The sequence below is a fragment of the Bradyrhizobium ottawaense genome, assembly GCF_002278135.3.
Classification (GTDB): domain Bacteria; phylum Pseudomonadota; class Alphaproteobacteria; order Rhizobiales; family Xanthobacteraceae; genus Bradyrhizobium; species Bradyrhizobium ottawaense.
Map to the genome: position 1 here is coordinate 2079268 of NZ_CP029425.2, position 22574 is coordinate 2101841.

The following is a 22574-nucleotide window of genomic DNA, read 5'->3' on the forward strand; positions in this document are numbered from 1 at the left end:
CATGGCCGGGCTTGACCCGGCATCCACGTCTTGCCTCCAGGCACGAAGAACGTGGATGCCCGGGACAAGCCCGGGCATGACGACCTCCATCCCGCTTCAAGCCGAAGCCGCGCTCGCGACCGGCTCCGCCGGCAGATCATCGCCATTGGGATCGCCGGGCGCCGTGGCCCAGGCCAGCTCCACCAGCGTCACGATCCTGCGTCCACCGCCGTCGAGCTGGACGACGATCAGGCCCTGTTCCTCCATGTAGCCGAGCAGCCGCTGCGCCCGGCGCAGCGAGTGCGAGCCATAGGCCCGCGCGATCGCGGCGTCGCCGGGGCATGGCCAGCCTTCCTTCGCCGCGCGCGCGATCATCATGAATACGCCCTGCATGTCGTCCGGCAAAATGGATGCGCGCAGCGATACGTCCTGCCAGGCGTCGTCTTCGGCATGCTCGGCGCCGAGCCCCGCGCGTGCGCGCGTCAGCATGCGGCGGAATTCGGTAAGGTCAGGGACGGCCGAGCCCAGTCCCTCGATCCGGCAGCGGACCACGAACTCCTGATAGAGCACGCCGACGGCGCGGAAGCCGGCGTCGGGCGCGGCGAGCACGGCACGCAGCGTGCGATCGACGCGTTCACGCCGCTCGGCGAGCTCCTCGGCGCTGACCGGCACCTCGTCCACTTCCGGCTGGATCACCGGCGCGGCGGCCTTCGCGGCGCGGAGCTGCTCGAGCAGATCCGGCGCCGGTCGTCGTTGCGGCCGGCTGGCATCGGGCGGCGGCGCGGCCAGGATCATGGCGCGCATATCTTCCGTGGCCGCCTCCGGTAGCGGCATCAGCCGCGGCGTGGAATTGCGCGGCTGGGTGTCGGTCGGCCCGATATGCAAACGCAGGGGCCGGCGCGACAGCGCAGGTCCCAGCGCCATGAACTGTCCACGCTCGAGATCGCGGAAGGATTCCGCCTGCCGCCGCTCCATGCCGAGCAGATCGGCGGCGCGCGCCATGTCGATGTCGAGGAAGGTGCGGCCCATCAGGAAATTCGAGGCTTCCGCCGCGACGTTCTTGGCGAGCTTCGCCAGGCGCTGGGTCGCGATGATGCCGGCCAGCCCACGCTTGCGGCCGCGGCACATCAGATTGGTCATGGCGCCGAGCGAGAGTTTGCGCGCCTCGTCCGAGACCTCGCCGGCCACGGCCGGCGCGAACAGCTGCGCCTCGTCGACGACCACCAACATTGGATACCAATGGTCGCGGTCGACGTCGAACATCCCGCCCAGAAACGCCGCGGCGCGGCGCATCTGGTTCTCGGCGTCCAGACCTTCGAGATTGAGCACGGTGGAGACGCGGTGCAGCCGCGCGCGCTCGCCGGCGACCTGAAGGCCGCGCTCGGTGTGATCCTCGGCCTCGATCACGAGATGGCCGAAACGCTCGGCCAGCGTGACGAAATCGCCTTCGGGATCGATGATGGCCTGCTGTACCCAGGGCGCGCTCTGTTCCAAGAGCCGCCGCAGCAGATGCGATTTGCCGGAGCCCGAATTGCCCTGCACCAGGAGGCGGGTCGCCAAGAGTTCCTCGAGGTCCATGGCGGCCGCGGCGCCCGCCGTGGTCTGCCCCATCTCGATTGCAACCGTCATGCCCGACTCAAGTCCCCGTCATTCGCGGACAGGGGCTTATCAATCCCGTCGCGGCGCGTCGAGCGGCACGGCGCTGATCATGCCGCGTTGCCCACGGCGGCGTTCAGGCGTGATTCGATAGCCGTAAAAGTGCGGGCCGATAGGGGGCTTGCGGATCGTCGTCCTCGTTTGCGGGGATCGCGCAGGAGCCGAATTCCTGCCTGATCCGCTCCATCTCGGTGATGCGCTCATGCAATCGCTGCAAATGCTCCGGCGATGTCGCCCGCCAGAATTGGAACGTGTCGGCCGTCAGCGGCACGAACGCCGTGCCAAACAGCGTCGGCTCGGGAACGACGGTGCGTCCGAGCAGCAGGAAACGGTCGGCGCCGGAGACGACGAGAGTGGCATAGCCGCGGTTTCCGATCCGCTTGATCCCATTCAGCGACCATTCGGCGAGCTTGCTGAAATAAGGCTCTTCGCGCCAGCGATCGGGGCAATGGTCGTCGACCGTGACGTTCACGGCATCCTGGCTGAAATGGACGATGATGCCCGACTTCGCCGGGAACCAGTCGTCGTCGAGATGCCCTTGCAGCCAGGCGCAGACGAAGGAGCGGCACATCTGCGGGCGGCGGTCGTAGATGGTGCAGCCGGTGCCCGTCTGCCAGTGCTTGCAGAGCTGGTTCACCGGCTTGTCGACGGCGGCCACCTCGAGAATGTCGCAGCAGGCGTTGCAGGATCCGCATTGCCGGGCGAACGGCGCCGTCTTCGGCTGGCCGGCTGCCTTGAAGCCCTGGCCGTCGCGGACCAGCAGCTTCTGCTTCTCCAGAGTGTTCAAGGCGCGCTCGACCTTGAGACGGGACAATCCAGTCGCGTCGATGACACTCTTCATGGTTGTCGCGCCGGCCTCCACCGCGCGAGCGACCTGCAACGTCGACTGATCCATCTTCGATGACTTGTTCTTTCGCCCGTCAATCCGGCTATCGCGGGCAGGCTTGGAACCCGCTGCCCGCAGCCGGCATCTGGAGTCTCTGCCGAGGCATCCCGGCGGCCTCTGTTACTTAAGGACAGACCTCGCATGGATGCAAATTTTTCGCAAATCGGCGGCCACGGAATGGGCGGATCCGGGTCGATTCCGGGCTTTGAGGACCGGATTCGATGATGAAGATCAAACCGGCCTGGCCCGGGGCCTGCTAGCTCAGGCGCATGAGCTTCCTGACCTTCTTCACGGCGACCTATTTCCTGCTGGCCGTGCCCGGGCCGACCAACACCTTGCTCGCGACGTCGGGCGCGGGGATCGGCATCGTGCGCTCGCTTCATCTGCTTGTGGCGGAGCTCGCCGGCTATCTGCTGGCGATCGCGCTGCTGCGGCTGGCGCTCGGGCCCATCGTCATGGATATCCCGCTCGCGGCCGTCCTGCTCCGCGTCGCGGTGACCATCTACATCCTGTGCCTTGCCGTCATGCTCTGGCGAGTCAACACGCGCGAGCTGCGCGACGGTGCACCGGTGACGTTCGGCCAGGTGCTGCTCACAACCCTGTTGAACCCGAAAGCGCTCGTCTTCGCCTTCCTGCTCCTGCCACTTGGAGCTGGGCCGCTTGAACTGTTGCCCTGGTTGGGCGCGATTGCGCTTCAGATTGTCACCGCTGGCGCCGCGTGGATCACTCTGGGCGCAACGCTCGGCCGCGGCGCGCGCCGTCTCGGGCATCCCGACCTCATCACGCGCACCGGCGCGGTCACGCTTGTCGCGGTGACCGGCCTGATCTGGCTTCAATCATTCCTGAGCGCGTGAGCGCCGACGTCACCGCAAGCAGCGCGCTTATTGCGCGCCGGATCCGCCTTGCACGATCTTCTCGTTCAATTTCAGATCGACGGTCTCGACGGTGCGGTCGATCTCGGCATTGGGCACGCCCAGCTGATGCGAGATCAGCTTCACCAAGAGGTCGACGCGCTCGATGAAGGGGGCGCCGCTCGCGACCGCGCGCGCCGCCGATGACGGCTTGAGCAGGCTCTCGGCGGCCTTGGCGTATTTCGCGAACGGCACCTGGTCCTGCGGATCGGCGCCGAGCTTGCGGGCGATGGCATCGACGTGGTCGTAGATCGTCTGCGAGCGCTTGAGGTCGCCGTGCACGGCGTCGCGGATCGACTGCGGATCGTGCGGCGTGATGCAGCGGTAATTGCCGGTGAGCAGCATCGACCATTTCGCCAGCGGCACGAACAGGGAGTCGAACACTTTCAGCTTCACCGGCACGTCGTGGCCGTCGAGCGTCACCGCGTCGATGTCGGCCTCGAGCTCGCGCAGCACCTTGTTGTGCTTCTCGTCGGCGAATACCGACGCCTTGAAATTGGTGGGCAGGCCGACATGCAGCACGTTTGCGGCTTCTTCCGGCGGACGGAAAGCCTGCGGGTCGGGCGAGCACAGCGTCACCAGCCCCGGCTCGAACCGCTCCCACACCTGTGCATTGGTATAAGCCTCTTCCAGATCCATGTCGGCGAGCGCCGGGATCCGCTTCAGATAGGGCAGCGGCGGCATGTTCATGATCGACAGGCACGGCAGCTTCGCCGCCGCGATCTTGACCATGAGAACGCGCACGGTGTGGTTGGTGTATTGCGGCTCCTGCATCGCAAGGCCGACCATATCGTAGCGGGAGAGGTCGACATTGGCGGGGGTCACGGCGTCCAGCTTGCCGGGCAGGTTGCGCGAGAAGATCGCCCGGTGCACCGCCTCGTCACGCAGCTTGATGCGCACCTCGGTACCTTCGCGATTGATCAGCTCCGCGGTCTTGGCGCGGCAGACCAGGGTCACATTGTGCCCCGCCATCAGCAGCTTCGTGCCCAGCAGCGAGCCGTAAGAAGCCCCGAGAATCAATATGTTGCGCGCCATATTCCGTCCCTTTGACAATGTGTGTGATTTTTGAGCCCCGGCCGTCATCCGCGGGCGAGTTGGCGGCATGTAAAGCGAACTGCGCGGAGATGGCAACTGGGATAATGCATACAAGGCGCGCCAGGATCCCGGCGGCAGGGGTATCGCGAAGAGCATTATCCGGCGATCTTTCCGCCCGCCGGCAAGGACCAGGCTTGCGCGGCGCTCATCCGCGACGAGCCCCAATTTGACGCCGACGGGTCCTCGCTGTCCCGCCACCTGCGGGTGTCAATCGGCTCACTCAACGCCATACGACTTTACCGAATCCAAGTAGGCCGGAGGATGTCTCGCTCGTCCGGCTCAGCGTGAGGTGCGATCGTACGTCGTCACATGTCGCGTGCCGATGATCGCCACGTTGGTTGGTCCCGCTGTTTTCTTCTTGTCACATTTGCCTTTCGACATTGATGAAAGCGGCAATCCGCCGCATCCCTCACCATATCGTGCTTTCACAATGCCGGCCTACGCAGGCATGTATTTTACGTCGGCGAAGTGACGTCATTTCGGTTCGCCGATCGCAACAAGAAACGACAAGGCCCGCATCGCAAGTCTGTCGCAAGACTGGCGGAGTGCGCGGCAAACAACTGTGTTCAGCGATGGAGCTGGGACGTGACGATTGAGTTGGGGCGGCCTCGACCTTGTGCCCAAGCGGGTTGGTTGGGAATGGTGGCGAAAGACGTCGACGCGGCGGGCAGCATCGACAGGTGCAAGCGCGATGGACGCGATCAGGGGCGGCAGCGATCGCGTCGAGCAGATGTGCTGGGTGCTGCGCAGAACGCGAAGCCGGCAGGTCTGGGCGCAAGTCCGGGCAAGCGTTGACGGCGCCGCTCGGGGGCTGACATGGAAGGTGATCATTGGCCGCACGGCTCGTGCGACGGCGCCGGGCAAAGCCTGGCGCGCTTGCGGGATCGCGCGTCCCAATTTTTCCAAAGCCTGTCCGTCGCGGAGCTTGGGCGTGAGACGCACCGGCATCTGTGCATTTCGGACTGGTTGCAGGTCGCGGACGACTACCGGGCCTTGGCCGAATCCGCGCACCAAAACCGTTCCGCCTGGGTTTCGCGGGAAGCGTGGCTCTGTTCGCTGACGGCCCTCGAAGTCGTCAGACGCTTGTCTTGTCCGGGAGATGTCGAAAGTGCCGGCCTCGCAGACGAGGTCGGCATCAGCCTGAGAGGTTTCGAGGCGGAGGCCGGTCTGGCGATCGAGCGCGTCAAGATCGATTGCTTCGACCAAGGGGCGCTGGCCGGCTTCTTTCTGCCGGCACTCCGTCGTGGAGCTTCCGCGCCGACGGTCATCTGTCTCAGTGACGAGGACATCACCCTGGGCTCGATGATGAGCAGGCTGTTGCCGGCCTCACTCTGCGGGACCATGTCGCTCCTGTTCGTTGATGCCGGCAATTCGACGGTGCATCGCTCCTTCAAGCCGGAGCACAGGCTTCAGTGCTGGTTGGACTATCTGGAGGCTCGCCCCGATGTCGATGCGCGGCGGATCGCAATCTATGGCGAAGGGGAGGGCGCTTCTCATGCGTCCCGCCTTGCCCTCTCGGATCGCAGAATAGCGGCCGCCGTGTGCGACGGCGGCCTTTTGACGCCGGTGATGCGCAGAGCATCGCTTCGCTGGATGACCGGCTTCGGGCAGGCCGTCCCTGACGGAGCCTCGACGGGTTCGCTGCCGCCGTCGCGTCGACTTCCGTGCCCGCTGCTCATGGTCGTCGGGAGCCGCTCCATGATATGGGAGCAGGACGCCCTGGATCTGCAAGCCGGCTATCGGCAGACCGGAGCAGATTGCTCGGTCGTCGTGCCCAACAATGTCCGGCACCCGCTCGGCGAGGTCGAGAATTTCATCGCTGTCGACGACTTCGTCTTCGAATGGCTCGGCAGCAAGCTCGGAACGGCCCGTCAGCTTGACCCCGTGACCTATCTCTAGCGCTTGGGGGTATCGTATTCGAGAGCGGTGTTTGCCGACATGCTTCGGTCGCCTCGAAGCCGAGGCGCGCGTCACGACACGTCGATAGCCAGCAATCGTGCCGCCAGCCGGGCGTTCCTGCCGATCGTTGCGAGCGCGGCATTCAGTTCAGCCAGGGTCTTCTCGTCGAGCTCGTTGAAGATGGTCGAATTCAAGGCGAGCTTTCTCTTGGACAGTTTTTCGATTTCCGTCGTGGCCTTCTCCGTCAGCGACATCAGAACGAAGCGGGCATCGTCCGGTGCCGGCCGCCGCGACAGGAAGCCGCTCTTTTCGAGGCTCTTGGTCTGGTTCGTCACGAAGGCCGGGTGGACCCGCAACTTGTTCGCGATGTCGATGCCGGCGACGCCGCGCCCGTCGTCCAGTTCGGTGATCGCCATCAAGATCAGCCACTGCGGCTCGGTAATGCCCAGCAGTCCGGCCCAGCAGGTATGGATGTCCTCCAGCTGGGAGTGAATTTCGACGACGTTCCAGATGAAGTCCGTAATCGCCCTGTCGAGTTTTTTCTCGATCATGTGGCTGCCCCCCGTTTCCCTCAATTCACTCTTTTAATGGGATATTGGGGAATCGTCTCGCATATCGCGCATAGACAATGGTGGCGGACACCGCGCGGTGGAAACGGTTGGACGGTTTAGTACTTGCGAAAAGCAATTAATTGAATTACGTCTCCTCACACTCAATCTTTGCTGCTCTTGACCCTGTCGATGGACAGCGATGTGAGACCTCCAAGAAAGCCCTCGGGATGCCCCCTGAGGGCTTTTTCGTTTTGGATTAAAGAGTTAGTTGCCGTGCCGACCGCCTCTGTTGCCATCGGGCAACATCTCTGACGGAAGTTACGATTCACTAAATCAATAAATTGAGGCCGTTGTTTTTATAAACTATACGTGAAGCTACGACGGAGGGGGGGCACCTCACTGTCGTTTCAGTCCGGACCTTCAGTGCGGACCTGAATTGAACGGAAATTAAGTGGGTCAAGCGGCGTCCTCCGAGGAGCCGAGCCCCCTGAACCGACCTGGAGGTTTACTAATGAAGTTGACGAAGACGCTCTTTCTCGGCTCGGCTGCCGGCCTGATGGCCGTCTCCGGGGCGTTCGCAGCCGATCTCCCCGTGAAGGCGAAGGCGGTCGAATACGTGAAGATCTGCTCGCTGTACGGCGCGGGCTTCTACTACATCCCGGGCACCGACACCTGCATCAAGCTGGGTGGTTATCTGCGCGCTGAAGTCGCGTTCAACACCAACAGCAACTACGGCATCTCGAACGGCTCTCCGGCCGGTGCGCACAACCGCCTCAGCAACTACTACCAGATGCGCGCTCGTCAGGATCTCAACATCGACACGCGCACCGCGACCGAATACGGCGTCGTCCGTACCTTCTTCGACGGCGTGTTCACCTGGACCACCGGTGGCTATCAGGGCTCCGGCTCCGCGACGGGCGGCACGGTCTATACCGGCAACCTCGGCCTCAACACCTCCGGCGCGACGCCGGCGCTCGTTGGTTCGTCGATCAACGGCACCGACGGCAACACCTCGGGCGGTTCGCTCGGCGTGTACTACGCCTTCATCCAGTTCGCTGGCTTCACCATGGGTAAGGCCGTGTCGCAGTTCGACGCGCCCTGGACCAACTATCCCGGCAACAACATCGACAGCCTCGTCGGCGGCAGCGGCACGGTCACTGGTGTCAACCAGTTCACCTACACCGCTGACTTCGGTCAGGGCGTGACGGCGTCGTTCTCGGCGGAAGACGCGACGGCTTACTACCAGGCCGGCAACGTCAACCTGACCGGTGCGACCGCAGGCAGCATGGTCGGCGGCACCTACGGCACCAACGCCATCGGCGGTTCGCGTTCGCCGAACCTCGTCGGTATGGTCCGTGTCGACCAGGCCTGGGGCATGTTCCAGGCGTCGGTCGCCGCGCATGACAACCACGTCGCCTACTACGGCGCGAATGAAGCCACCGGTCACCCCGACGACAAGTGGGGTTGGGCTGTTCAGCTCGCTCTGTCGATCAAGAACATCCCGACCGGCGCGGGTGACGTGATCAACATTTCGGGCGTCTACACCGACGGTGCGACCCGCTACAACTTCCAGAACCTGGCGGGCAGCAGCTACTCGATGTTCGGCAGCTCGGGCGTTGCCTATCAGAGCGTCGGCTTCGCCTATGCTCCGGACACCGTGTTCGTCACGGGCGGCCAGCAGGAGACCGTCAAGACCTGGGGCTTCCGCGGTGCTTACACCCACAACTGGGATCCCTACTGGAACACCGCGCTCTACGGTGCCTACGCTCAGGCGCAGTACGGCTCGGTCGCCAAGACCGCTCTCTGCGGCGCTGGCGGTGCAGGCGGCGTGTTCGGCGGTCTCGCCGGTGTGACGGGTTGTAACCCTGACTTCGCCGTCGGCCAGGTCGGTATCATCACCCGCTGGACCCCGGTCAAGAACCTGACGTTCTCGGGCGACCTGAACTGGACCCGTCTCGACCAGAAGTACTCGGGCACGGTCGGTTACGCCGGTGCCGGCACGACGGCCAAGCCGGCCGCCCTGTACGAGCTGAAGGATCAGGACAGCATCACCCTGCTGCTCCGCGCCCAGCGCAACTGGTAAGATCTTTCGAACCACGTGATGAACACCCGGCGGGAAACCGCCGGGTGTTTTTTTGTGCGCCCATCCCGCGTGATGCCTGACGCCCCCGTTGCCCGGATCGAGCCGACGGGTCGCGCGAAGGCGCGGCCGATGGCGTAGTCCAGGGCATCTCTTACCGTACGGTCCCGGATTGCGCTCCTCCATGCGGGCCTACGGGATCTTGCTGTGTCGCGGCTCCCGTCAATCCGGCCACGCGAAAGATATATCGTTTCTCCGAAATTCGGTTTCGGCGCATGGGCGCCTCGCAATGACGGTGGAGGGAGTGCTGGCCGTACTCCGCTCTCGTGCCCCGGACGCAACGCAGCGTCCCCCTGGGCGATGCGAAGCATCGTCCAGGGGGACGGTGCGCGCTGCGGAGCCGGGGCCCATCTCTCCGTGCCATACCGGGTCGTCCCTGGGTCCCGGCTCTGCGCAGCAACGCTTCGCGTTGCAGCTTGTCCGGGACATGAGAGGACGGAGTGCGTCGTTCGAAGGCAGGCGCGGCTACGAAGCCATCTGCAGGCTGTGCCGCAACCACTCGCGCGGAAATTGCGTGCGCCTCAGCCTTGGCTTGCCATCCGCGCGCGGTCGAGATGCTCCTCGATCTTGGGGCGGTCGCGGGTGCGCTCGAAACTGGTGCACAGCAGTTCGGTCTCATCGAGCGAGACCGGAGCGCGATACAGCCGGCACATGAATTCGGCGCTCGCGCGACCTTTGGAGGTGCCCGGGCCGCGTTCGGCGAGAAACATGCAGTCCCGGCAGACGCTGGCATCGAGCCGTTGATGGGCCGCGTCGAGGTGATTGAGAACTTCGCGGAGCGAGTCGCGCAGCCTGACGCATTCGTCGTTGCCAAGCGAGGTGACCGCATTCACCACGTGATTGATCGGGTCGTGCTGGTTCAGGCATTTCTCGCCCTGGGCGGTGACGTGCAGGACGACAGAACGCTTGTCCTCTTGCGACGGCTTGCGCACCAGAAAGGATTTGCTCTCCAGCGTCTTCACGATCTGCGATGCTGTTGCTCTGGTGGCGCCGATGAAGCCGGCCAGCGCGGATGGCGTGCGCGAAAACCTGTTGGCGCGGCCGAGAAAGCGCAGCGCCATCCATTCGCGATCGCGCAATCCATGCTGATTGCCCTCGAAATACCAAGCCCTCGCCCCCTGAACCAGCAGCTCGACGGCTTCCCGTGCCAACGGCATGAATCTACCTCGTCCCCGGAACTTCGTCTGCGGCGCCCCGAAGCCGCTTTGCACCCTGGCCCGCGAAACCTTCGAAAGACATCGAACGGTTGCAGCTGTCCGGCGAACACGTCGTGTCGAGCTCTCGTTCGAAGGAACGAATCGCAGTGCGCCCGATCTGGACTGATGCGCGTCGCGTGCTTCGGAGTGACGGACTGCGTCGTTGGCATGCCAACAGCGTCGTCGCACGGGAGCCCGAGTTGCCGTCGCCAGCCGACGATGGATCGGAATAGTTCAACCGAAGCCCCTGAGTTCAAGTCACACGCAGACGTTTCTTATATTCCGTCGAAACGATGAATGAGCTTCTCAACAAAATCAAGTAGAGACGCTCGCGCAGCCCAGATGTCGTTGCAGGCGAATGTAACGTTCAAGACAATCTCGCTCATCGGGACACATGATGGTGAACGCAATACGCTGCCCGGCAAGCAACATGCACTCAATTCTGCGACGCCGTGATTGCACGGCATCCTGCTGACCGTGATCGACGCAAATTGATCGAAGCTTGTGCATGACGACGATGAGTTCGGCACGTCATCCACAACTTGTGGGTGGAGCCGGAGAATCGTCAAGGGAACTCGGAGGAATTACACGCGCCGGTTGTTGACCGTTATGCTCGCAGAATCGCCGGTGCGGTCCCTTCCGGCGCGGTCGTCCACTGCCCTCACCCGAGTGGTGACGGCGCTCAGGACGGAAAACCGGCGGCGGCCGTGCGGCGCATGCGCCGGCTACGTGGCGGCATGCGCAATCTCCTGTCGAAACAACGGGGAGGAGCAGGATAGCGGCGCATGTTGCCGGCGGTCGCGGCCTCTCGCGCTGCTATTCGCCCTTGAGCATGTCCCGCAGCTCGCGGAACGGATCGGCACTCGGCGGAGCCGAAGCATCCTGCCGCATCGCGCCGTAGATTCTCGGAACCATGTCGACCGCCTGGTCGAGGCCCGAATCACGTCCCGACTGATAGCCGCCCATCAGGCGAAGGTCGCGCGTGTCCTCGTATTTGGCGATCAAGGAGCGCAGCTTGCTGACCAATTCGCGCTCTTCGGGATCCCAGACGTTGTGGGCGAGGCGGGAGACCGAAGCCAGCACATCGACGGCCGGATAGCGCGCCTGGTCGGCGATGTGCCTGGAGAGCACGATGTGCCCATCGAGCGTGCTGCGGATGGTATCGGCGATCGGCTCGTTGTGGTCGTCGCCGTCGACCAGCACCGAGAAGATCCCGGTGATGGTGCCGGAACCTTCCTCGCCGGGTCCGGCGCGCTCCAGGAGGCGCGGCAGATCGGTGAAGACCGTCGGCGCGTAGCCGCGGGCGACCGCAGGCTCGCCGGCGGCGAGCGCGACCTCGCGGGCGGCGTGGGCGAAACGCGTGATCGAGTCGACCATGAGCAGCACCGATTCGCCCCGGTCGCGGAAATATTCCGCGACCGCCATGGCCGTCTTCGGCGCCAGCCGCCGCATCATCGGGCTTTCGTCGCCGGTCGACACGATGGTGACCGCGCGCTGGCGATCGTTGCCCAGCACATCCTCGATGAACTCGCGAACCTCGCGGCCGCGCTCGCCGACCAGGGCCAGCACGACGGTGTCGAAACCCTGGCTGCGGGCGAGCATCGCGAGCAGCGTCGATTTGCCGACACCGGAGCCGGCAAAGATGCCGACGCGCTGGCCGGCGCAGATCGGCGCGAACAGATCGATGACGCGTACGCCGGTGCGCAGCGGCTTGTGCACGCGCGCGCGCTTCATGGCCGAGGGCGCCTCAGCCTCCGCCGAGACCGCCTGTGGGCCCGGTGTGAGGGGCCCCAATCCGTCCAGCGGCGCGCCGAGAGCGTTGATGACGCGACCCTTCCAGCTCGGATCGGGCGCGAACGACAAGGGCGGCATCCGGTAGGCGACCGAGCCGAGGCCGCCGGCGAACTGCCGGTCGAACGGCTTGGCGATGATGCCCTCGCTGTCGATTCGCACCACCTCGCCAATCTGCGGCTTGCCGCCCGAATTGACGCCGATGAGCTCGCCGAGCCTGACGAAGCGCGACAGGCCGGAGACACGGAAATGCGTCGGCGCGATCTCGGAGATCGCGCCGCTGACGCTTGCCAGGGGAGTGCTCTGCTGAAGCTCCAGCAGCGCCCACTCGAGTTGCCGAAGAGCGTTCAAGGAAACCGTCCAACCTCAATCTCAATGCGCACGGGGCGCGGTCTACTTGCCGGGTTCGCCCAGCGTCCGGATGGCGTTCTGCAGCGAGCTCTCGGTGCCCTCGATCATCGAATTGGTGCCGTCGAAGGCACGCGAGGCTGCGATCAGCTTGGTCAATTCCATCATCGGGTTGGCGCCGGAGCCCTCGACATAGCCTTGCTTGAAGCCGTCGCGGGAGAAATCGGCGATGGCGCTCGCGGGCCGGTCCGGCGTCACGCCGGAATTGCCGTAGCGCTCGAGATTGGCGTCAGCGGGGATGTTGAACAGGCCGATGGTGCCGATCTCGTTGTTGTCCTGGGTGATCGCACCGCTGCGCGAGATCGAGATCGGTCCGCCGTTCGGGTCCAGCGTGATCTGCGCGCCGCCGGAATCGACGACGGGAAAGCCGCTCACGGTCTGAAGATCGCCGTTGGTGGCGATCTGGAGCCGGCCGTCTCGGGTATAGACCGTGCCGTTGGGACCTGCGAAGGCGATCCAGCCCTGGCCGACCACGGCGACGTCGAGCGGGTTGCCGCTCTCGGTGATGTTGCCTTGCTCGCGCGAGATGATGTTGTCGCCGGGCGAGGAGAAGGCGACCGGGTTCGCGCCCGCCTTGGACAGCACGGTCTCGAACTTCACCACGTCGGTGCGGAATGCCGCCGTGTTGACGTTGGCGACGTTGTTGGCGATCGTCTGGAGGCGCTTTTCGAGAGCGACCTGGGCCGACAATCCCACATAGAGGGCCGATTGCATGATCTACTTTCCGAACCGGAGGGACTGAAGTTTCGAGAGCATGTCGATATCCATGCTGGCCGAGCTGGCGCCGCCGATCAGGACCAGCGCGGGATTGGTCGAATTGTCGCTCTGGGCCTGGGTCGCATCCCACATCGCCGCAAAGCGCTGCACGAATTTGGTGACCTTGGCCGGGTCCTGGAAATCGGTGAGCTTGACCCTGTTCGTGATCATCTTGGCCTGGGCGTCGATGTCGGCCGCGCTGATCGTCGAGGGCAGGCCCAGCGCGGTCTGAACCACCTGCGTCAGCGCCTTGTCCGCCAGCACCTGGTAGGCGGTCGTGATCGTGGACGCCTTGCGGGTGAAATAGAGCGCGAGCCGCAGGCCCTCGTTCTGGTCGCCGGCCTTCTGCTCCATCGTCTGCGTGACATAATGGGTCGCCGTCCCGGTCGTGGCCTGGGTGGTCTTCGTCGCGTTGCTGCCGAGGGCGGCGAAATTGAAGGCGGTGGCGAATTCCCGGTAGCGGGTGTCGGTCAGCTTGTTGGCGAAGGTGTTCTTGTTCCCGACACCCTCCGTCAGCACCTTGCGCATGAACGCCTTGGCGTAGGTCATGTCGCTGAGGCCAAAGGCCTTCATCGCGTAGGAGTAGAGGCGATAGTCCTTCAGGAAGTCGTCGATCGTCTTCACGTTGCCGATATGGCTCAGGTAATAGTCGGTCTCGCGGCTGACATCCGGCTGCGTCGCGACCTGCGTCAGCGACTTGCCCATGTCCTTGGTCAGTCTGGTGTAGTCCGCGATGGTGGATAGCATGACACGCGCCCCTCTGGCCGCTGTTGCGACGCCGCCCCAAGCTGCCGCCGATTGCTTGCGCGGGGCTGGCGAGGCGGGAAGCCAGCTTCGCGCAAGGCTCGCCGACTAGATATTCCCGGTGGGATTGGCGATGGAGCGGCGCGTTGGGCAGTTTCGTGGGGATTTTCATCACGGTAGCGGCGCTGCTCGGCGGATTTGCCGCCATGGGCGGGCATCTGGCCGTGCTCATGCAGCCGTGGGAGTTCGTGATCATCATGGGGACCGCGGTCGGCACCTTCATCGTCGCCAATCCGTGGAAGACGGTGGTGGATACCGGGGTTGCCTGCATGCAGGCCATCACCGGCGCGGTGCCCGGCCAGCGCTACTACCTTGATCTGCTCGGCGCGCTCCACGCCCTGATGCGCGAGCTCAGGGGCAAGGGCCGCAACGAGGTCGAGGCCCATATCGACGATCCCGCGTCCTCCGAGATCTTCAAGGCGTTTCCGAGCGTGCTCGGGGATCCCTCGCTGCTCCAGTTCATCTGCGACTACGTCCGCCTCATCATCATGGGCAACGCGCGCACGCACGAGATCGAGGCGCTGATGGACGAGGAGATCCACACCATCGTGAAGAGCAAGCTGGCGCCCTATCATGCGCTGGTGACGGTGTCCGAGGCGCTGCCGGCGCTGGGCATCGTCGCCGCCGTGCTCGGCGTCATCAAGGCCATGGGCGCGCTCGACCAGTCGCCGAAGCTGCTCGGCGGCTTCATCGGCGCGGCCCTGGTCGGCACCTTCGCCGGCATCTTCCTGTCCTACGGCGTTCTTTCGCCTTTCGCGATCAAGATCAAGATGACGCGCGAGAAGAAGTGCCGCCCCTACATCATCGTCAAGCAGACGCTGCTGGCGTTCATGAACGGCGCCATGCCGCAGATCGCCGTCGAGCACGGCCGCAAGATGATCGCGAGCACCGAGCGGCCGTCGATCGACGTCGTCGAGAACGAGACGATCGCAGGTCCCAAGGCCGTCGTCACCGAGCCCGAACCCAAGGCCGCCCGCGCATGATGATGGAAGACGTCGAGGTCGATCAGCGCAAGCAGCTGCCGAACTACCTGCTGGACGCGGCCGGCATATCGATCGAACGTATGCCGATGCTCAATGTGATCTTCGATCGCATGGCGGCATCGTGTACCGACAGCCTGCAGCCGATGGCGGGAACGCCCTGCTATTTCTCGGTCAACGGCATCACCAACGATCCTCTCGGCGACATCATCAAGGACTACGAGGGCAACGCGGTCGCGGCGGTGCTCTATGCCGAGCAGTGGGACTCGCGCGTCATCATCATGCTGGACCGCGACTTCGTGTTTACGATGGTCGAGGCGATGTTCGGATCCGACGGCGCGGAACCGCCGCTCGATGTCGAACGCACTTTCTCGAACATCGAGATCCGCCTGGTCCAGGCGCTGTTCGAGCGGTTCGCCAAGGCGCTGCAGAGCGCCTTCGCCGGCACGTCGAACGTCACCTTCCGCGTCGAGCGGGTCGAGACGGCGATGGCCTCGCTGGCGATCGGGCGCGCCAGCAACATGTCGATCTGCGCGAACATGATGGTGCAGGCGCTCTACCGCGGCGGCCAGATGTTCCTGATCATTCCGCACTCCGCGCTCAACCCGCTGCGGCAGAAGCTCGCTCACGTCGTCGTCAGCGACGGCCGCGCGACCGATCCGCGCTGGCGCGAGCAGATGGAGAGCGAGGTCCACCGGACCGAAGTGACGCTGAGTGCGGTGCTCGACGAGAAGATGATCTCGCTCGAGGACGTCGTGAAATTCAAGGTGGGGCAGGTGCTGGAGCTGGAGGCCACGCCGCGCACGCTGGCGCGCCTCGAGAGCAACAACCAGGTGCTGTTCTGGTGTCAGATCGGCCAGCTCGATGGCTATTACGCCATGCAGGTGGCCGATCCCGTCGATCAGAAACGGGAGTTCGTCGATGATATCCTATCTCGTTGATGCCGTGCTGCTGATCGCGCTCGCCTTCACCAGCATGCGGGTGACCCGGATGCACCGCGAGCTGGCGCGGCTGCGCAGCTACCAGGGCGAATTCTCCACCATCGTCCACGAGACCGCGGGCGCCTTCGACACTGTCATCACCGCGGCGCATGATTCCACCGCCAATCTCGGACGGCTCGCCAACGTGCTGACCACCAAGATCGATCAGGCCCACGAGGCGATCGCAGCACTCGATGCGAGGAGCGGGCTCGCGCCGGCTGCGACTGCAGGCGGCACTGAGGTGAACAAGCACTGAAGCCGAAGCCGGCTGAACCAATACGAGCGGAACGCCAGGGCGCTCCGGGAGCGGAAATACCAAGAGGCGATACCAGATGGCGCAATCCTTCGACTATGACTCTGCCACGCGAGCACCTGCCGCCGACGAGGGGCATACCGACACGACTCCGCTGGAGCGGCTCGCGGAGATCGCCGCGCGCACGGCGGAGGAGAGCGGCAAGTTCGCCAATGTCGATGCGATCCTGCGCATTCCGGTCACCATGCAGGTGGTGCTGGGATCGGCGACCATTCCGGTGGCGAACCTGATGAAGCTCGGGCGTGGCGCGGTGGTTCCGCTCGACCACCGGGTCGGCGAGCCCGTCGACGTCGTCGTCAACGGCCGCATCGTCGCCCGCGGCGAGGTGGTCGTCGTCGAAGAGGACAATTCCCGCTTCGGTGTCTCGCTGACGGAGATCGTCGGTCCCTTGGGGCAGGGTGACAGCTGACCATGGCGGCACAGGTCGGCATCGCTCCCGTCAAGCAGCGAGGCGTTGCCACGCTGGGCGGTACGGAAAAGGTCGCGGCGCTGCTCCTGGCCATGGGCCGGCAGGCGGCCGCGAGCGTGCTCTCGCAGTTCGAGCCGCAGGAAATCCGCGTCGTCACCAAGGCCGCGGCCGAGCTGCGGCCGATCACGGCGCAGGAGCTCGAGGGGATCGTCGAGGAGTTCGCCCAGCAGTTCTCGATGGGCGCCAACATTCTCGGCACCATCGGTGGCCTGGAAGCCGTGCTTGGCGACGTGCTTCCGGCCGACCAGGTCTCGGCGATCATGACGGACCTGCTCGGCAATTCGAGCCGCTCGGTATGGGACCGCGTCTCGTCCGTGTCCGAAAACTCGCTTGCGAGCTACCTGTCCAAGGAGCATCCGCAGACCGCGGCGCTGATCCTGTCCAAGGTCAAGCCGGCCTGCGCCGCCAAGGTCATGAGCCAGCTGCCATCGAGCCTGCGCAACGAGCTGATGCGGCGCGTGCTCAGCCTCAAGCCGATCGCCGACGACGCCATGAGGGTGCTCGAGAAGACCCTGCATGAGGATCTGACGCTGAACTTCGCCCGCAACCTCGGCGCCGACACTTACGCGCGCGTCGCCGACATCATCAACAAGATGGAGCGCGGACATATCGAGGACATGCTCAAGAGCCTGTCGGAGAAGCGGCCGAAGTCGGCCGAAGTGCTGAAGGAGCTGCTGTTCACCTTCGACGACGTCATCAACCTGGCGCCGAAGGCGCGCACCATGATCTTCGACCAGGTGCCGACCGACCGTATCGTCGTCGCGCTGAAGGGCACCGACAAGCATTTCCGCGAACTGATCCTGTCCGCGGTCGCCTCGCGCGTCCGCCGCGTCGTCGAGCATGAGCTCGCCATCGGCGAGCCGTCGAACCAGCGCGACGTGCTGGAGGCGCGCCGCGTCATCACCGACCTGGCGCTCGACCTCGCGGAGAAGGGCGAAATCGAGCTCAACCCCGACCAGGAGGATGAGCTGGTCTTCCGCTGACCGCTGAACGGGCATGGCAGAATCATCCGATCAGGAGAGCAAGACAGAAGAGCCGACCGAGAAGAAAGTCCGTGATGCGCTCGAACAGGGCAAGATCCCGGTCTCTCGGGAGGCCTCTATTTTCGCCTCGATGGCCGCGCTGATGGTCATTCAGGCGTTCCTGATCGGCCAGGGCGTGCAGCAATTGACGCCGACGTTGAAGAACCTCCTGGACGATCCCGAAGGCTTCCCGCTCTCGACCGGCGCGGACGCGCAGAACCTGCTCACCGTGGTCGGCCTTGAGGCGCTGCGCTTCCTGGTGCCGCTAGTCGTCACCCTCGGCGCGTTCGGGCTCGCCGCCTCGCTGCTGCAGAACGCGCCGCGCCTGGTGCTGGAGCGCATCAAGCCTGACCTGTCGCGGATCTCTCCGATCAGCGGCTGGAGCCGTCTGTTCGGAACGCAGGGACTGGTCGAGTTCGCCAAGTCGCTGTTCAAGCTGGCCGCGGTGACCTCCGTGGTCGCCTTCGTGCTGCGCGCGTCGGAGGCGAAGGCGTTCGAGGCGATGTACACCGATCCGGTTGCGCTGCCGGAGATGATTCTCAACATCGCGATGCGGATCGTCTCGGCGATCTGCATCGCAACCATCGTCCTGGTGGCGATCGATCTCGCCTGGGCGCGCTTCCACTGGCGGCGCCAGCTGCGCATGACCAAGCAGGAGATCAAGGACGAGCACAAGCAGGCGGAAGGCGATCCGCTGATCAAGGCGCGCCTGCGCTCGCTGGCGCGCGACCGCTCGCGGCAGCGGATGATCGCATCCGCATCGCGCGCGACGCTGGTGATCGCGAACCCGACGCACTTCGCGATCGCGTTGCGCTACAAGCGCGAGGAAAATCCGGCGCCGCTCGTGGTGGCCAAGGGCATGGACGTGATCGCGCTGAAGATCCGCGAGGTCGCCGAGCAGAACCGGATTCCAGTGATCGAGAACAAGGCGCTGGCGCGCGCACTCTACGAGGCGGTGCAGGTCGATCAGGTGATCCCGGCGGAATTCTTCCGCCCCGTCGCCGAGATCATCTACTTCCTCCAGTCGAAGCAGGCGTCGCGGACCGAGAAGGTCCAGTAGAATTCAGAGGACGACGTCCGGCCCAACAGCTTGACGAAAGCTTAACGCCCTAGGCTTCTCCCGAATGGACCAGAACGGGGCTGTCGTGGGACCGCTTTATCTCTTCGAACTCGCATCGTCGCAGGCGCGGTACCTCGAGCTCCGCCAGTCGACCATCGCCACCAACGTCGCCAACGCCAACACGCCCGGTTTCAAGGCGCGCGACGTCGAGCCCTTCAACAAGGTGCTCGACGGCATGCCGGTGAGGCTTGCCACGACGTCGCCGTCGCACATGCAGCTGGCCGCGGCCGAGACCGACACGCGGGCGACCGCGAAGAAGGACAGCTGGGAAGTGGTTCACTCCGGCAACTCCGTCAGTCTCGAACAGGAAATGATCAAGGGCAGCGACGTCAGTCGCGATTACTCGATGAACTCGGCAGTCGTGCGGTCGTTTCACCGCATGCTGCTGTCGAGCGCGAAGAGCTGAGGTGAATTGAGATGCTGGACTCACTGCAAGCGTCATTGACGGTCGCGAGCTCCGGGCTCGAAGCGCAGTCGACGCGTATGCGCATCGTCTCGGAGAATTTGGCGAACGCGACCTCGACGGGGCGTACCGCCGGCGCCGATCCCTATCAGCGCAAGACGATCACCTTCGATGCTGCGATGGATCGTGCCTCGGGCTCGCAGCTGGCGAAGGTCAAGGAGATCGGGGTCGACACCACGCCGTACCGCGTGGAGTACGACCCGGGACATCCCGCTGCCGACAAGGCCGGCTACGTCAAGCTGCCGAACGTCAACATGATGATCGAGATGGCCGACATGCGGGAAGTCAACCGGTCCTATGAAGCCAATCTCCAGGTCGTGAAACAGGTGAGGTCGATGCTCGGCATGACCATCGACCTCTTGAGGAGCTGACAATGCTTGAGGCAATTTCATCCACTGCGATTTCCGCAGGGCAAGCGGCGAGCCGTGCGACCGAGGCGCAGGCCATCGCGCCGGCGGCTCCGACCGCCATTCAGTCCACCGACGATGTCGGGTTCGAATCGGTGATGAAGCAGGTGACGACCGACGCGATCGGGACGCTCAAGGCAGGCGAAGCGGCGTCGATCTCGGCGATGCAGGGCAAGGAATCCACGCGCAAGGTCGTGGAGGCGCTGATGTCGGCCGAGCAGGCCTTGCAGACGGCGGTCGCGGTTCGCGACAAGGTCGTGCAAGCCTACCAAGAAGTCGTCCGGATGTCGATTTGATCTGAAGGAATGAAGCTGTGAAATCGCTTGCCATTGCGGCCACGGGCATGAACGCCCAGCAGACCAATATCGAAGTCATCGCGAACAATATCGCCAACATCAATTCGACGTCGTACAAGCGTGCACGCGCCGAGTTCACCGATCTGTTCTACCAGATGGACCGCATGCAGGGCGTCGCGAACGTCAACGGCTCCTCGCCGATTCCGGAAGGCGCCAATCTCGGTCTCGGCGTCAAGTCGGCGGCGATCCGCAAGCTGCACATCCAGGGCGCGCTGACGCAGACCGGCAACCCCTACGATATGGCGATCAACGGTCGCGGCTGGTTTCAGGTGCTCGGTCCGAACAACGAGGTGCAATACACCCGCGCGGGCTCGTTCAACACCAATGCCAACGGCCAACTCGTCACCATCGACGGCTATCTGCTGGACCCCGCGATCACGGTGCCGCAGGGCACGGTCGAGGTCACGGTCAACCAGACCGGCCAGGTCTTTGCCAAGCTGGATACCGAGGTGAACCCGCGCCAGATCGGCCAGCTCAACCTCGCCAACTTCGCCAACGAAGCAGGCCTCGAGCCGCTGGGCAGCAATCTCTATCGCGAGACCACGGCGTCGGGCACGCCGGTCGTCGGCCTGCCGGGCGATTCCGGATACGGCAAGATCAATCAGAAGTGGCTCGAAGCCTCGAACGTCGATCCGGTCAAGGAGATCACCGAGTTGATCTCGGCGCAGCGCGCCTACGAAATGAATGCCAAGGTCATCCAGGCCTCGGACGAAATGGCCCAGACAGTATCGAAGGGCATGCGCTAGTTCCGGTGTCTCGATGTTGAACAGGGTGGGCCTGATCGTGCGCGGGTTGGCCGCCGTGCTGCTGGTTCTGGCTTCGGCGCGCCTCGCAATGGCCGAGGAGAAGCGCCTTCCCGTGCCGGCGGTTGCGATCCGCGCCGGCGAGCTGATCCGGGACGACATGATCACCGAGCGCGCCTTCGCGCCGAGCCTGCTCGGCGTTGCCATGTTCGTCGACGGGCGCCAAGTCCTGGTCGGCCGCATGGCGCGGCGCGCGCTGTTGCCGGGCCAGCCCATTCCAACCAACTCGGTGGAAGACCCCTGGACCGTCGCCCGCGGCGCCATGGTCAAGGTCGTGGTGGAAGACAGCGGCCTGTCCATCGTCACTTACGGCTCGGCGATGCAGTCGGGTGCGTCCGGCGCGCTCATCCCGGTGCGCAATACGGATACCGGGGTGATCATCAGGGGCGTGGTCCAGCCGGACGGCACCGTGAAGGTCGTGGACGGGTCATGACCAGAATCCTGCTTGCGCTCGTCCTGCTGCTTTCGGCCGCCAGCGCCCATGCCGCCGTCCGCATCAAAGACATCGCGGACATCAAGGGTCTGCGCGAAAACCAGATCGTCGGCTACGGCCTCGTCATCGGCCTGAACGGCACCGGCGACACGCTTCGCAACGCTCCGTTCACGGAGCAGTCCCTGCAATCCATGCTCGAGAACATGGGCATCAACGTCAGGAACGAGACCACGAGCACCAACAATCCGACCCGTCCGACGACGCTGCGCACGCGCAACGTCGCGGCCGTGATGGTGACTGCGGACCTGACGCCCTCGATCGGGCCCGGCGAGCGCATGGACGTGACCGTGTCGTCGCTCGGCGATGCGACGTCGCTGCTCGGCGGTACGCTGGTCATGACATCGCTGCGCGCGGCGGACGGCGCCGTCTATGCGGTGGCGCAGGGCGCGATCACGGTGGCCGGCTACAGCGTCGGAGGCCAGGCGCAGAACGTCAGTCAGGGTACACCGACGGCCGGGCGCATCCCGAACGGTGCGCTGGTCGAGCGCGAGGTGCAGGGAAGTCTCCACGAGATGGAGTTCCTGGTGCTGCAGCTGAAGAACCCCGACTTCGTCACCGCAACACGCATCCTGGACGCCATCAACCGCTACGCCGGCGGACGCTACCGCGCGCAGATCGCCTTCGAGCGCGACTACCGCACCATCGTGCTGTCGAAGCCGCGCCACATCGGCCCTGTCCGCTTCCTCGCCGAGATCGGCGAACTGACGGTCGAGCCTGATACGCCTGCACGGGTGGTGATCAACGAGCGCACAGGCACTGTCGTGATCGGGCGCGACGTGCGGATATCGACCGTTGCCGTGACGCACGGCAATCTGACGGTTCGTGTCACGGAGATGCCCGTGGTGTCGCAGCCGGCGCCGTTCTCGCGAGGGCAGACCGTGGTGGTCCCGCAGACCGTGGTCGAGGCCAACGAGGCCGGATCGCAGGTGGCGATCCTCAGCGGGGTCGATCTGCAGCGCCTGGTGCGCGGGCTGAACCAGATCGGCCTGAAGCCGTCGGGCATCATCGCGATCCTGCAGGCGATCAAGACGGCTGGTGCGCTCCAGGCCGATGTCATCGTCCAATGATGCGCAAGCGTCGTGCAAGCTTGGTCGCT

Annotated in this window: 23 protein-coding genes; 15 read left to right on the forward strand and 8 right to left on the reverse strand. The window is 64.6% G+C overall.

Features of this window, described 5'->3' with window-relative positions; genetic code table 11:
* Positions 1 to 96: 96 nt before the first annotated feature.
* Positions 97 to 1608: a helicase HerA domain-containing protein gene (locus tag CIT37_RS09940; protein WP_028144353.1), complete on the reverse strand. Its 1512-nt coding sequence runs from the start codon at positions 1606 to 1608 to the stop codon at positions 97 to 99.
* Between the two features lie 103 nt (positions 1609 to 1711).
* On the reverse strand, positions 1712 to 2530 hold the full coding sequence (locus tag CIT37_RS09945) for a YkgJ family cysteine cluster protein (RefSeq protein WP_028144354.1): 819 nt from the start codon (positions 2528 to 2530) through the stop codon (positions 1712 to 1714).
* A 260-nt stretch (positions 2531 to 2790) separates the two neighbouring features.
* Here CIT37_RS09945 and CIT37_RS09950 point away from each other — a divergent pair, with 260 nt between their 5' ends.
* Entirely contained in the window at positions 2791 to 3375 is a 585-nt protein-coding gene (locus CIT37_RS09950) for a LysE family translocator (RefSeq protein ID WP_028144355.1), read from the forward strand.
* 27 nt (positions 3376 to 3402) lie between these two features.
* On the opposite strand, the gene CIT37_RS09955 is transcribed toward CIT37_RS09950, so the two are convergent.
* Entirely contained in the window at positions 3403 to 4467 is a 1065-nt protein-coding gene (locus tag CIT37_RS09955) for a ketopantoate reductase family protein (RefSeq protein ID WP_095425960.1), read from the reverse strand.
* Positions 4468 to 5343: 876 nt separating this feature from the next.
* Here CIT37_RS09955 and CIT37_RS09960 point away from each other — a divergent pair.
* Positions 5344 to 6426 carry an alpha/beta hydrolase family protein gene (locus CIT37_RS09960; protein ID WP_095425961.1) on the forward strand — a complete coding sequence of 361 codons (1083 nt, stop codon included), beginning with the start codon at positions 5344 to 5346 and terminating at the stop codon, positions 6424 to 6426.
* 71 nt (positions 6427 to 6497) lie between these two features.
* Here the strand turns inward: CIT37_RS09960 and CIT37_RS09965 are convergent, their stop codons facing one another.
* Entirely contained in the window at positions 6498 to 6977 is a 480-nt protein-coding gene (locus tag CIT37_RS09965) for a MarR family winged helix-turn-helix transcriptional regulator (protein ID WP_028144358.1), read from the reverse strand.
* Between the two features lie 511 nt (positions 6978 to 7488).
* Here CIT37_RS09965 and CIT37_RS09970 point away from each other — a divergent pair.
* Positions 7489 to 9060 (forward strand): porin, encoded by a 1572-nt coding sequence (locus CIT37_RS09970; RefSeq protein WP_095425962.1) that lies wholly within the window; start codon positions 7489 to 7491, stop codon positions 9058 to 9060.
* Positions 9061 to 9638: 578 nt separating this feature from the next.
* On the opposite strand, the gene CIT37_RS09975 is transcribed toward CIT37_RS09970, so the two are convergent.
* The 4 genes from CIT37_RS09975 to CIT37_RS09990 all read right to left on the reverse strand — a co-directional run bounded on the left by CIT37_RS09975 (position 9639) and on the right by CIT37_RS09990 (position 14015).
* Positions 9639 to 10274 (reverse strand): MarR family winged helix-turn-helix transcriptional regulator, encoded by a 636-nt coding sequence (locus CIT37_RS09975; protein ID WP_095425963.1) that lies wholly within the window; start codon positions 10272 to 10274, stop codon positions 9639 to 9641.
* Between the two features lie 855 nt (positions 10275 to 11129).
* Complete coding sequence (fliI, locus tag CIT37_RS09980; RefSeq protein WP_028145754.1) at positions 11130 to 12455, reverse strand: flagellar protein export ATPase FliI; 1326 nt, start codon at positions 12453 to 12455, stop codon at positions 11130 to 11132.
* A 42-nt stretch (positions 12456 to 12497) separates the two neighbouring features.
* The gene (gene flgF / locus CIT37_RS09985; RefSeq protein ID WP_095425964.1) at positions 12498 to 13226 is read right to left on the reverse strand and encodes a flagellar basal-body rod protein FlgF; all 729 of its coding nucleotides are present in this window, start codon (positions 13224 to 13226) and stop codon (positions 12498 to 12500) included.
* A 3-nt stretch (positions 13227 to 13229) separates the two neighbouring features.
* Positions 13230 to 14015, reverse strand: a complete 786-nt coding sequence (locus CIT37_RS09990; RefSeq protein WP_028145752.1) for a DUF1217 domain-containing protein — start codon at positions 14013 to 14015, stop codon at positions 13230 to 13232.
* 143 nt (positions 14016 to 14158) lie between these two features.
* On the opposite strand from CIT37_RS09990, the gene motA reads away from it, so the two are divergent.
* The 12 genes from motA to flgI all read left to right on the forward strand — a co-directional run bounded on the left by motA (position 14159) and on the right by flgI (position 22545).
* Positions 14159 to 15055, forward strand: a complete 897-nt coding sequence (gene motA, locus CIT37_RS09995) for a flagellar motor stator protein MotA (protein ID WP_028145751.1) — start codon at positions 14159 to 14161, stop codon at positions 15053 to 15055.
* Positions 15052 to 15993 carry a flagellar motor switch protein FliM gene (locus CIT37_RS10000; RefSeq protein WP_028145750.1) on the forward strand — a complete coding sequence of 314 codons (942 nt, stop codon included), beginning with the start codon at positions 15052 to 15054 and terminating at the stop codon, positions 15991 to 15993. Before motA ends, CIT37_RS10000 begins: the two co-directional genes overlap by 4 nt.
* Complete coding sequence (locus CIT37_RS10005) at positions 15974 to 16288, forward strand: hypothetical protein (protein WP_028145749.1); 315 nt, start codon at positions 15974 to 15976, stop codon at positions 16286 to 16288. The genes CIT37_RS10000 and CIT37_RS10005 overlap by 20 nt, the downstream gene beginning before the upstream one ends.
* Before the next feature lie 76 nt (positions 16289 to 16364).
* A complete protein-coding gene (gene fliN, locus CIT37_RS10010; RefSeq protein WP_018318435.1) occupies positions 16365 to 16754 on the forward strand; it encodes a flagellar motor switch protein FliN in 390 nt (129 codons plus the stop codon).
* A gap of 2 nt (positions 16755 to 16756) precedes the next feature.
* Positions 16757 to 17797 (forward strand): flagellar motor switch protein FliG, encoded by a 1041-nt coding sequence (locus CIT37_RS10015; protein WP_028145748.1) that lies wholly within the window; start codon positions 16757 to 16759, stop codon positions 17795 to 17797.
* Positions 17798 to 17810: 13 nt separating this feature from the next.
* Positions 17811 to 18896 (forward strand): flagellar biosynthesis protein FlhB, encoded by a 1086-nt coding sequence (flhB, locus tag CIT37_RS10020; RefSeq protein WP_038970828.1) that lies wholly within the window; start codon positions 17811 to 17813, stop codon positions 18894 to 18896.
* Between the two features lie 64 nt (positions 18897 to 18960).
* Positions 18961 to 19362: a flagellar basal body rod protein FlgB gene (gene flgB / locus CIT37_RS10025; RefSeq protein WP_038950165.1), complete on the forward strand. Its 402-nt coding sequence runs from the start codon at positions 18961 to 18963 to the stop codon at positions 19360 to 19362.
* A gap of 11 nt (positions 19363 to 19373) precedes the next feature.
* On the forward strand, positions 19374 to 19790 hold the full coding sequence (gene flgC, locus CIT37_RS10030) for a flagellar basal body rod protein FlgC (RefSeq protein ID WP_028145745.1): 417 nt from the start codon (positions 19374 to 19376) through the stop codon (positions 19788 to 19790).
* Between the two features lie 2 nt (positions 19791 to 19792).
* Positions 19793 to 20122, forward strand: coding sequence for a flagellar hook-basal body complex protein FliE (gene fliE / locus CIT37_RS10035; protein WP_028145744.1), 330 nt, complete (start codon positions 19793 to 19795; stop codon positions 20120 to 20122).
* Between the two features lie 17 nt (positions 20123 to 20139).
* Positions 20140 to 20928 (forward strand): flagellar basal-body rod protein FlgG, encoded by a 789-nt coding sequence (gene flgG, locus CIT37_RS10040; RefSeq protein ID WP_038970827.1) that lies wholly within the window; start codon positions 20140 to 20142, stop codon positions 20926 to 20928.
* Positions 20929 to 20941: 13 nt separating this feature from the next.
* Complete coding sequence (gene flgA, locus CIT37_RS10045; protein WP_038974583.1) at positions 20942 to 21418, forward strand: flagellar basal body P-ring formation chaperone FlgA; 477 nt, start codon at positions 20942 to 20944, stop codon at positions 21416 to 21418.
* Positions 21415 to 22545, forward strand: coding sequence for a flagellar basal body P-ring protein FlgI (gene flgI, locus CIT37_RS10050; protein ID WP_038950160.1), 1131 nt, complete (start codon positions 21415 to 21417; stop codon positions 22543 to 22545). The genes flgA and flgI overlap by 4 nt, the downstream gene beginning before the upstream one ends.
* Positions 22546 to 22574: the final 29 nt, after the last annotated feature.

What these genes read in the sequence shown, in the direction of transcription:
- CIT37_RS09940 (WP_028144353.1), bottom strand. Translation starts at nt 1,608, where the DNA reads ATGACGGTTGCAATCGAGATGGGGCAGACCACGGCGGGCGCCGCGGCC.
- CIT37_RS09945 (WP_028144354.1), bottom strand. Translation starts at nt 2,530, where the DNA reads ATGGATCAGTCGACGTTGCAGGTCGCTCGCGCGGTGGAGGCCGGCGCG.
- CIT37_RS09950 (WP_028144355.1), top strand. Translation starts at nt 2,791, where the DNA reads ATGAGCTTCCTGACCTTCTTCACGGCGACCTATTTCCTGCTGGCCGTG.
- CIT37_RS09955 (WP_095425960.1), bottom strand. Translation starts at nt 4,467, where the DNA reads ATGGCGCGCAACATATTGATTCTCGGGGCTTCTTACGGCTCGCTGCTG.
- CIT37_RS09960 (WP_095425961.1), top strand. Translation starts at nt 5,344, where the DNA reads ATGGAAGGTGATCATTGGCCGCACGGCTCGTGCGACGGCGCCGGGCAA.
- CIT37_RS09965 (WP_028144358.1), bottom strand. Translation starts at nt 6,977, where the DNA reads ATGATCGAGAAAAAACTCGACAGGGCGATTACGGACTTCATCTGGAAC.
- CIT37_RS09970 (WP_095425962.1), top strand. Translation starts at nt 7,489, where the DNA reads ATGAAGTTGACGAAGACGCTCTTTCTCGGCTCGGCTGCCGGCCTGATG.
- CIT37_RS09975 (WP_095425963.1), bottom strand. Translation starts at nt 10,274, where the DNA reads ATGCCGTTGGCACGGGAAGCCGTCGAGCTGCTGGTTCAGGGGGCGAGG.
- flgF (WP_095425964.1), bottom strand. Translation starts at nt 13,226, where the DNA reads ATGCAATCGGCCCTCTATGTGGGATTGTCGGCCCAGGTCGCTCTCGAA.
- CIT37_RS09990 (WP_028145752.1), bottom strand. Translation starts at nt 14,015, where the DNA reads ATGCTATCCACCATCGCGGACTACACCAGACTGACCAAGGACATGGGC.
- CIT37_RS10000 (WP_028145750.1), top strand. Translation starts at nt 15,052, where the DNA reads ATGATGATGGAAGACGTCGAGGTCGATCAGCGCAAGCAGCTGCCGAAC.
- CIT37_RS10005 (WP_028145749.1), top strand. Translation starts at nt 15,974, where the DNA reads ATGATATCCTATCTCGTTGATGCCGTGCTGCTGATCGCGCTCGCCTTC.
- fliN (WP_018318435.1), top strand. Translation starts at nt 16,365, where the DNA reads ATGGCGCAATCCTTCGACTATGACTCTGCCACGCGAGCACCTGCCGCC.
- CIT37_RS10015 (WP_028145748.1), top strand. Translation starts at nt 16,757, where the DNA reads ATGGCGGCACAGGTCGGCATCGCTCCCGTCAAGCAGCGAGGCGTTGCC.
- flhB (WP_038970828.1), top strand. Translation starts at nt 17,811, where the DNA reads ATGGCAGAATCATCCGATCAGGAGAGCAAGACAGAAGAGCCGACCGAG.
- flgB (WP_038950165.1), top strand. Translation starts at nt 18,961, where the DNA reads ATGGACCAGAACGGGGCTGTCGTGGGACCGCTTTATCTCTTCGAACTC.
- flgC (WP_028145745.1), top strand. Translation starts at nt 19,374, where the DNA reads ATGCTGGACTCACTGCAAGCGTCATTGACGGTCGCGAGCTCCGGGCTC.
- fliE (WP_028145744.1), top strand. Translation starts at nt 19,793, where the DNA reads ATGCTTGAGGCAATTTCATCCACTGCGATTTCCGCAGGGCAAGCGGCG.
- flgA (WP_038974583.1), top strand. Translation starts at nt 20,942, where the DNA reads ATGTTGAACAGGGTGGGCCTGATCGTGCGCGGGTTGGCCGCCGTGCTG.
- flgI (WP_038950160.1), top strand. Translation starts at nt 21,415, where the DNA reads ATGACCAGAATCCTGCTTGCGCTCGTCCTGCTGCTTTCGGCCGCCAGC.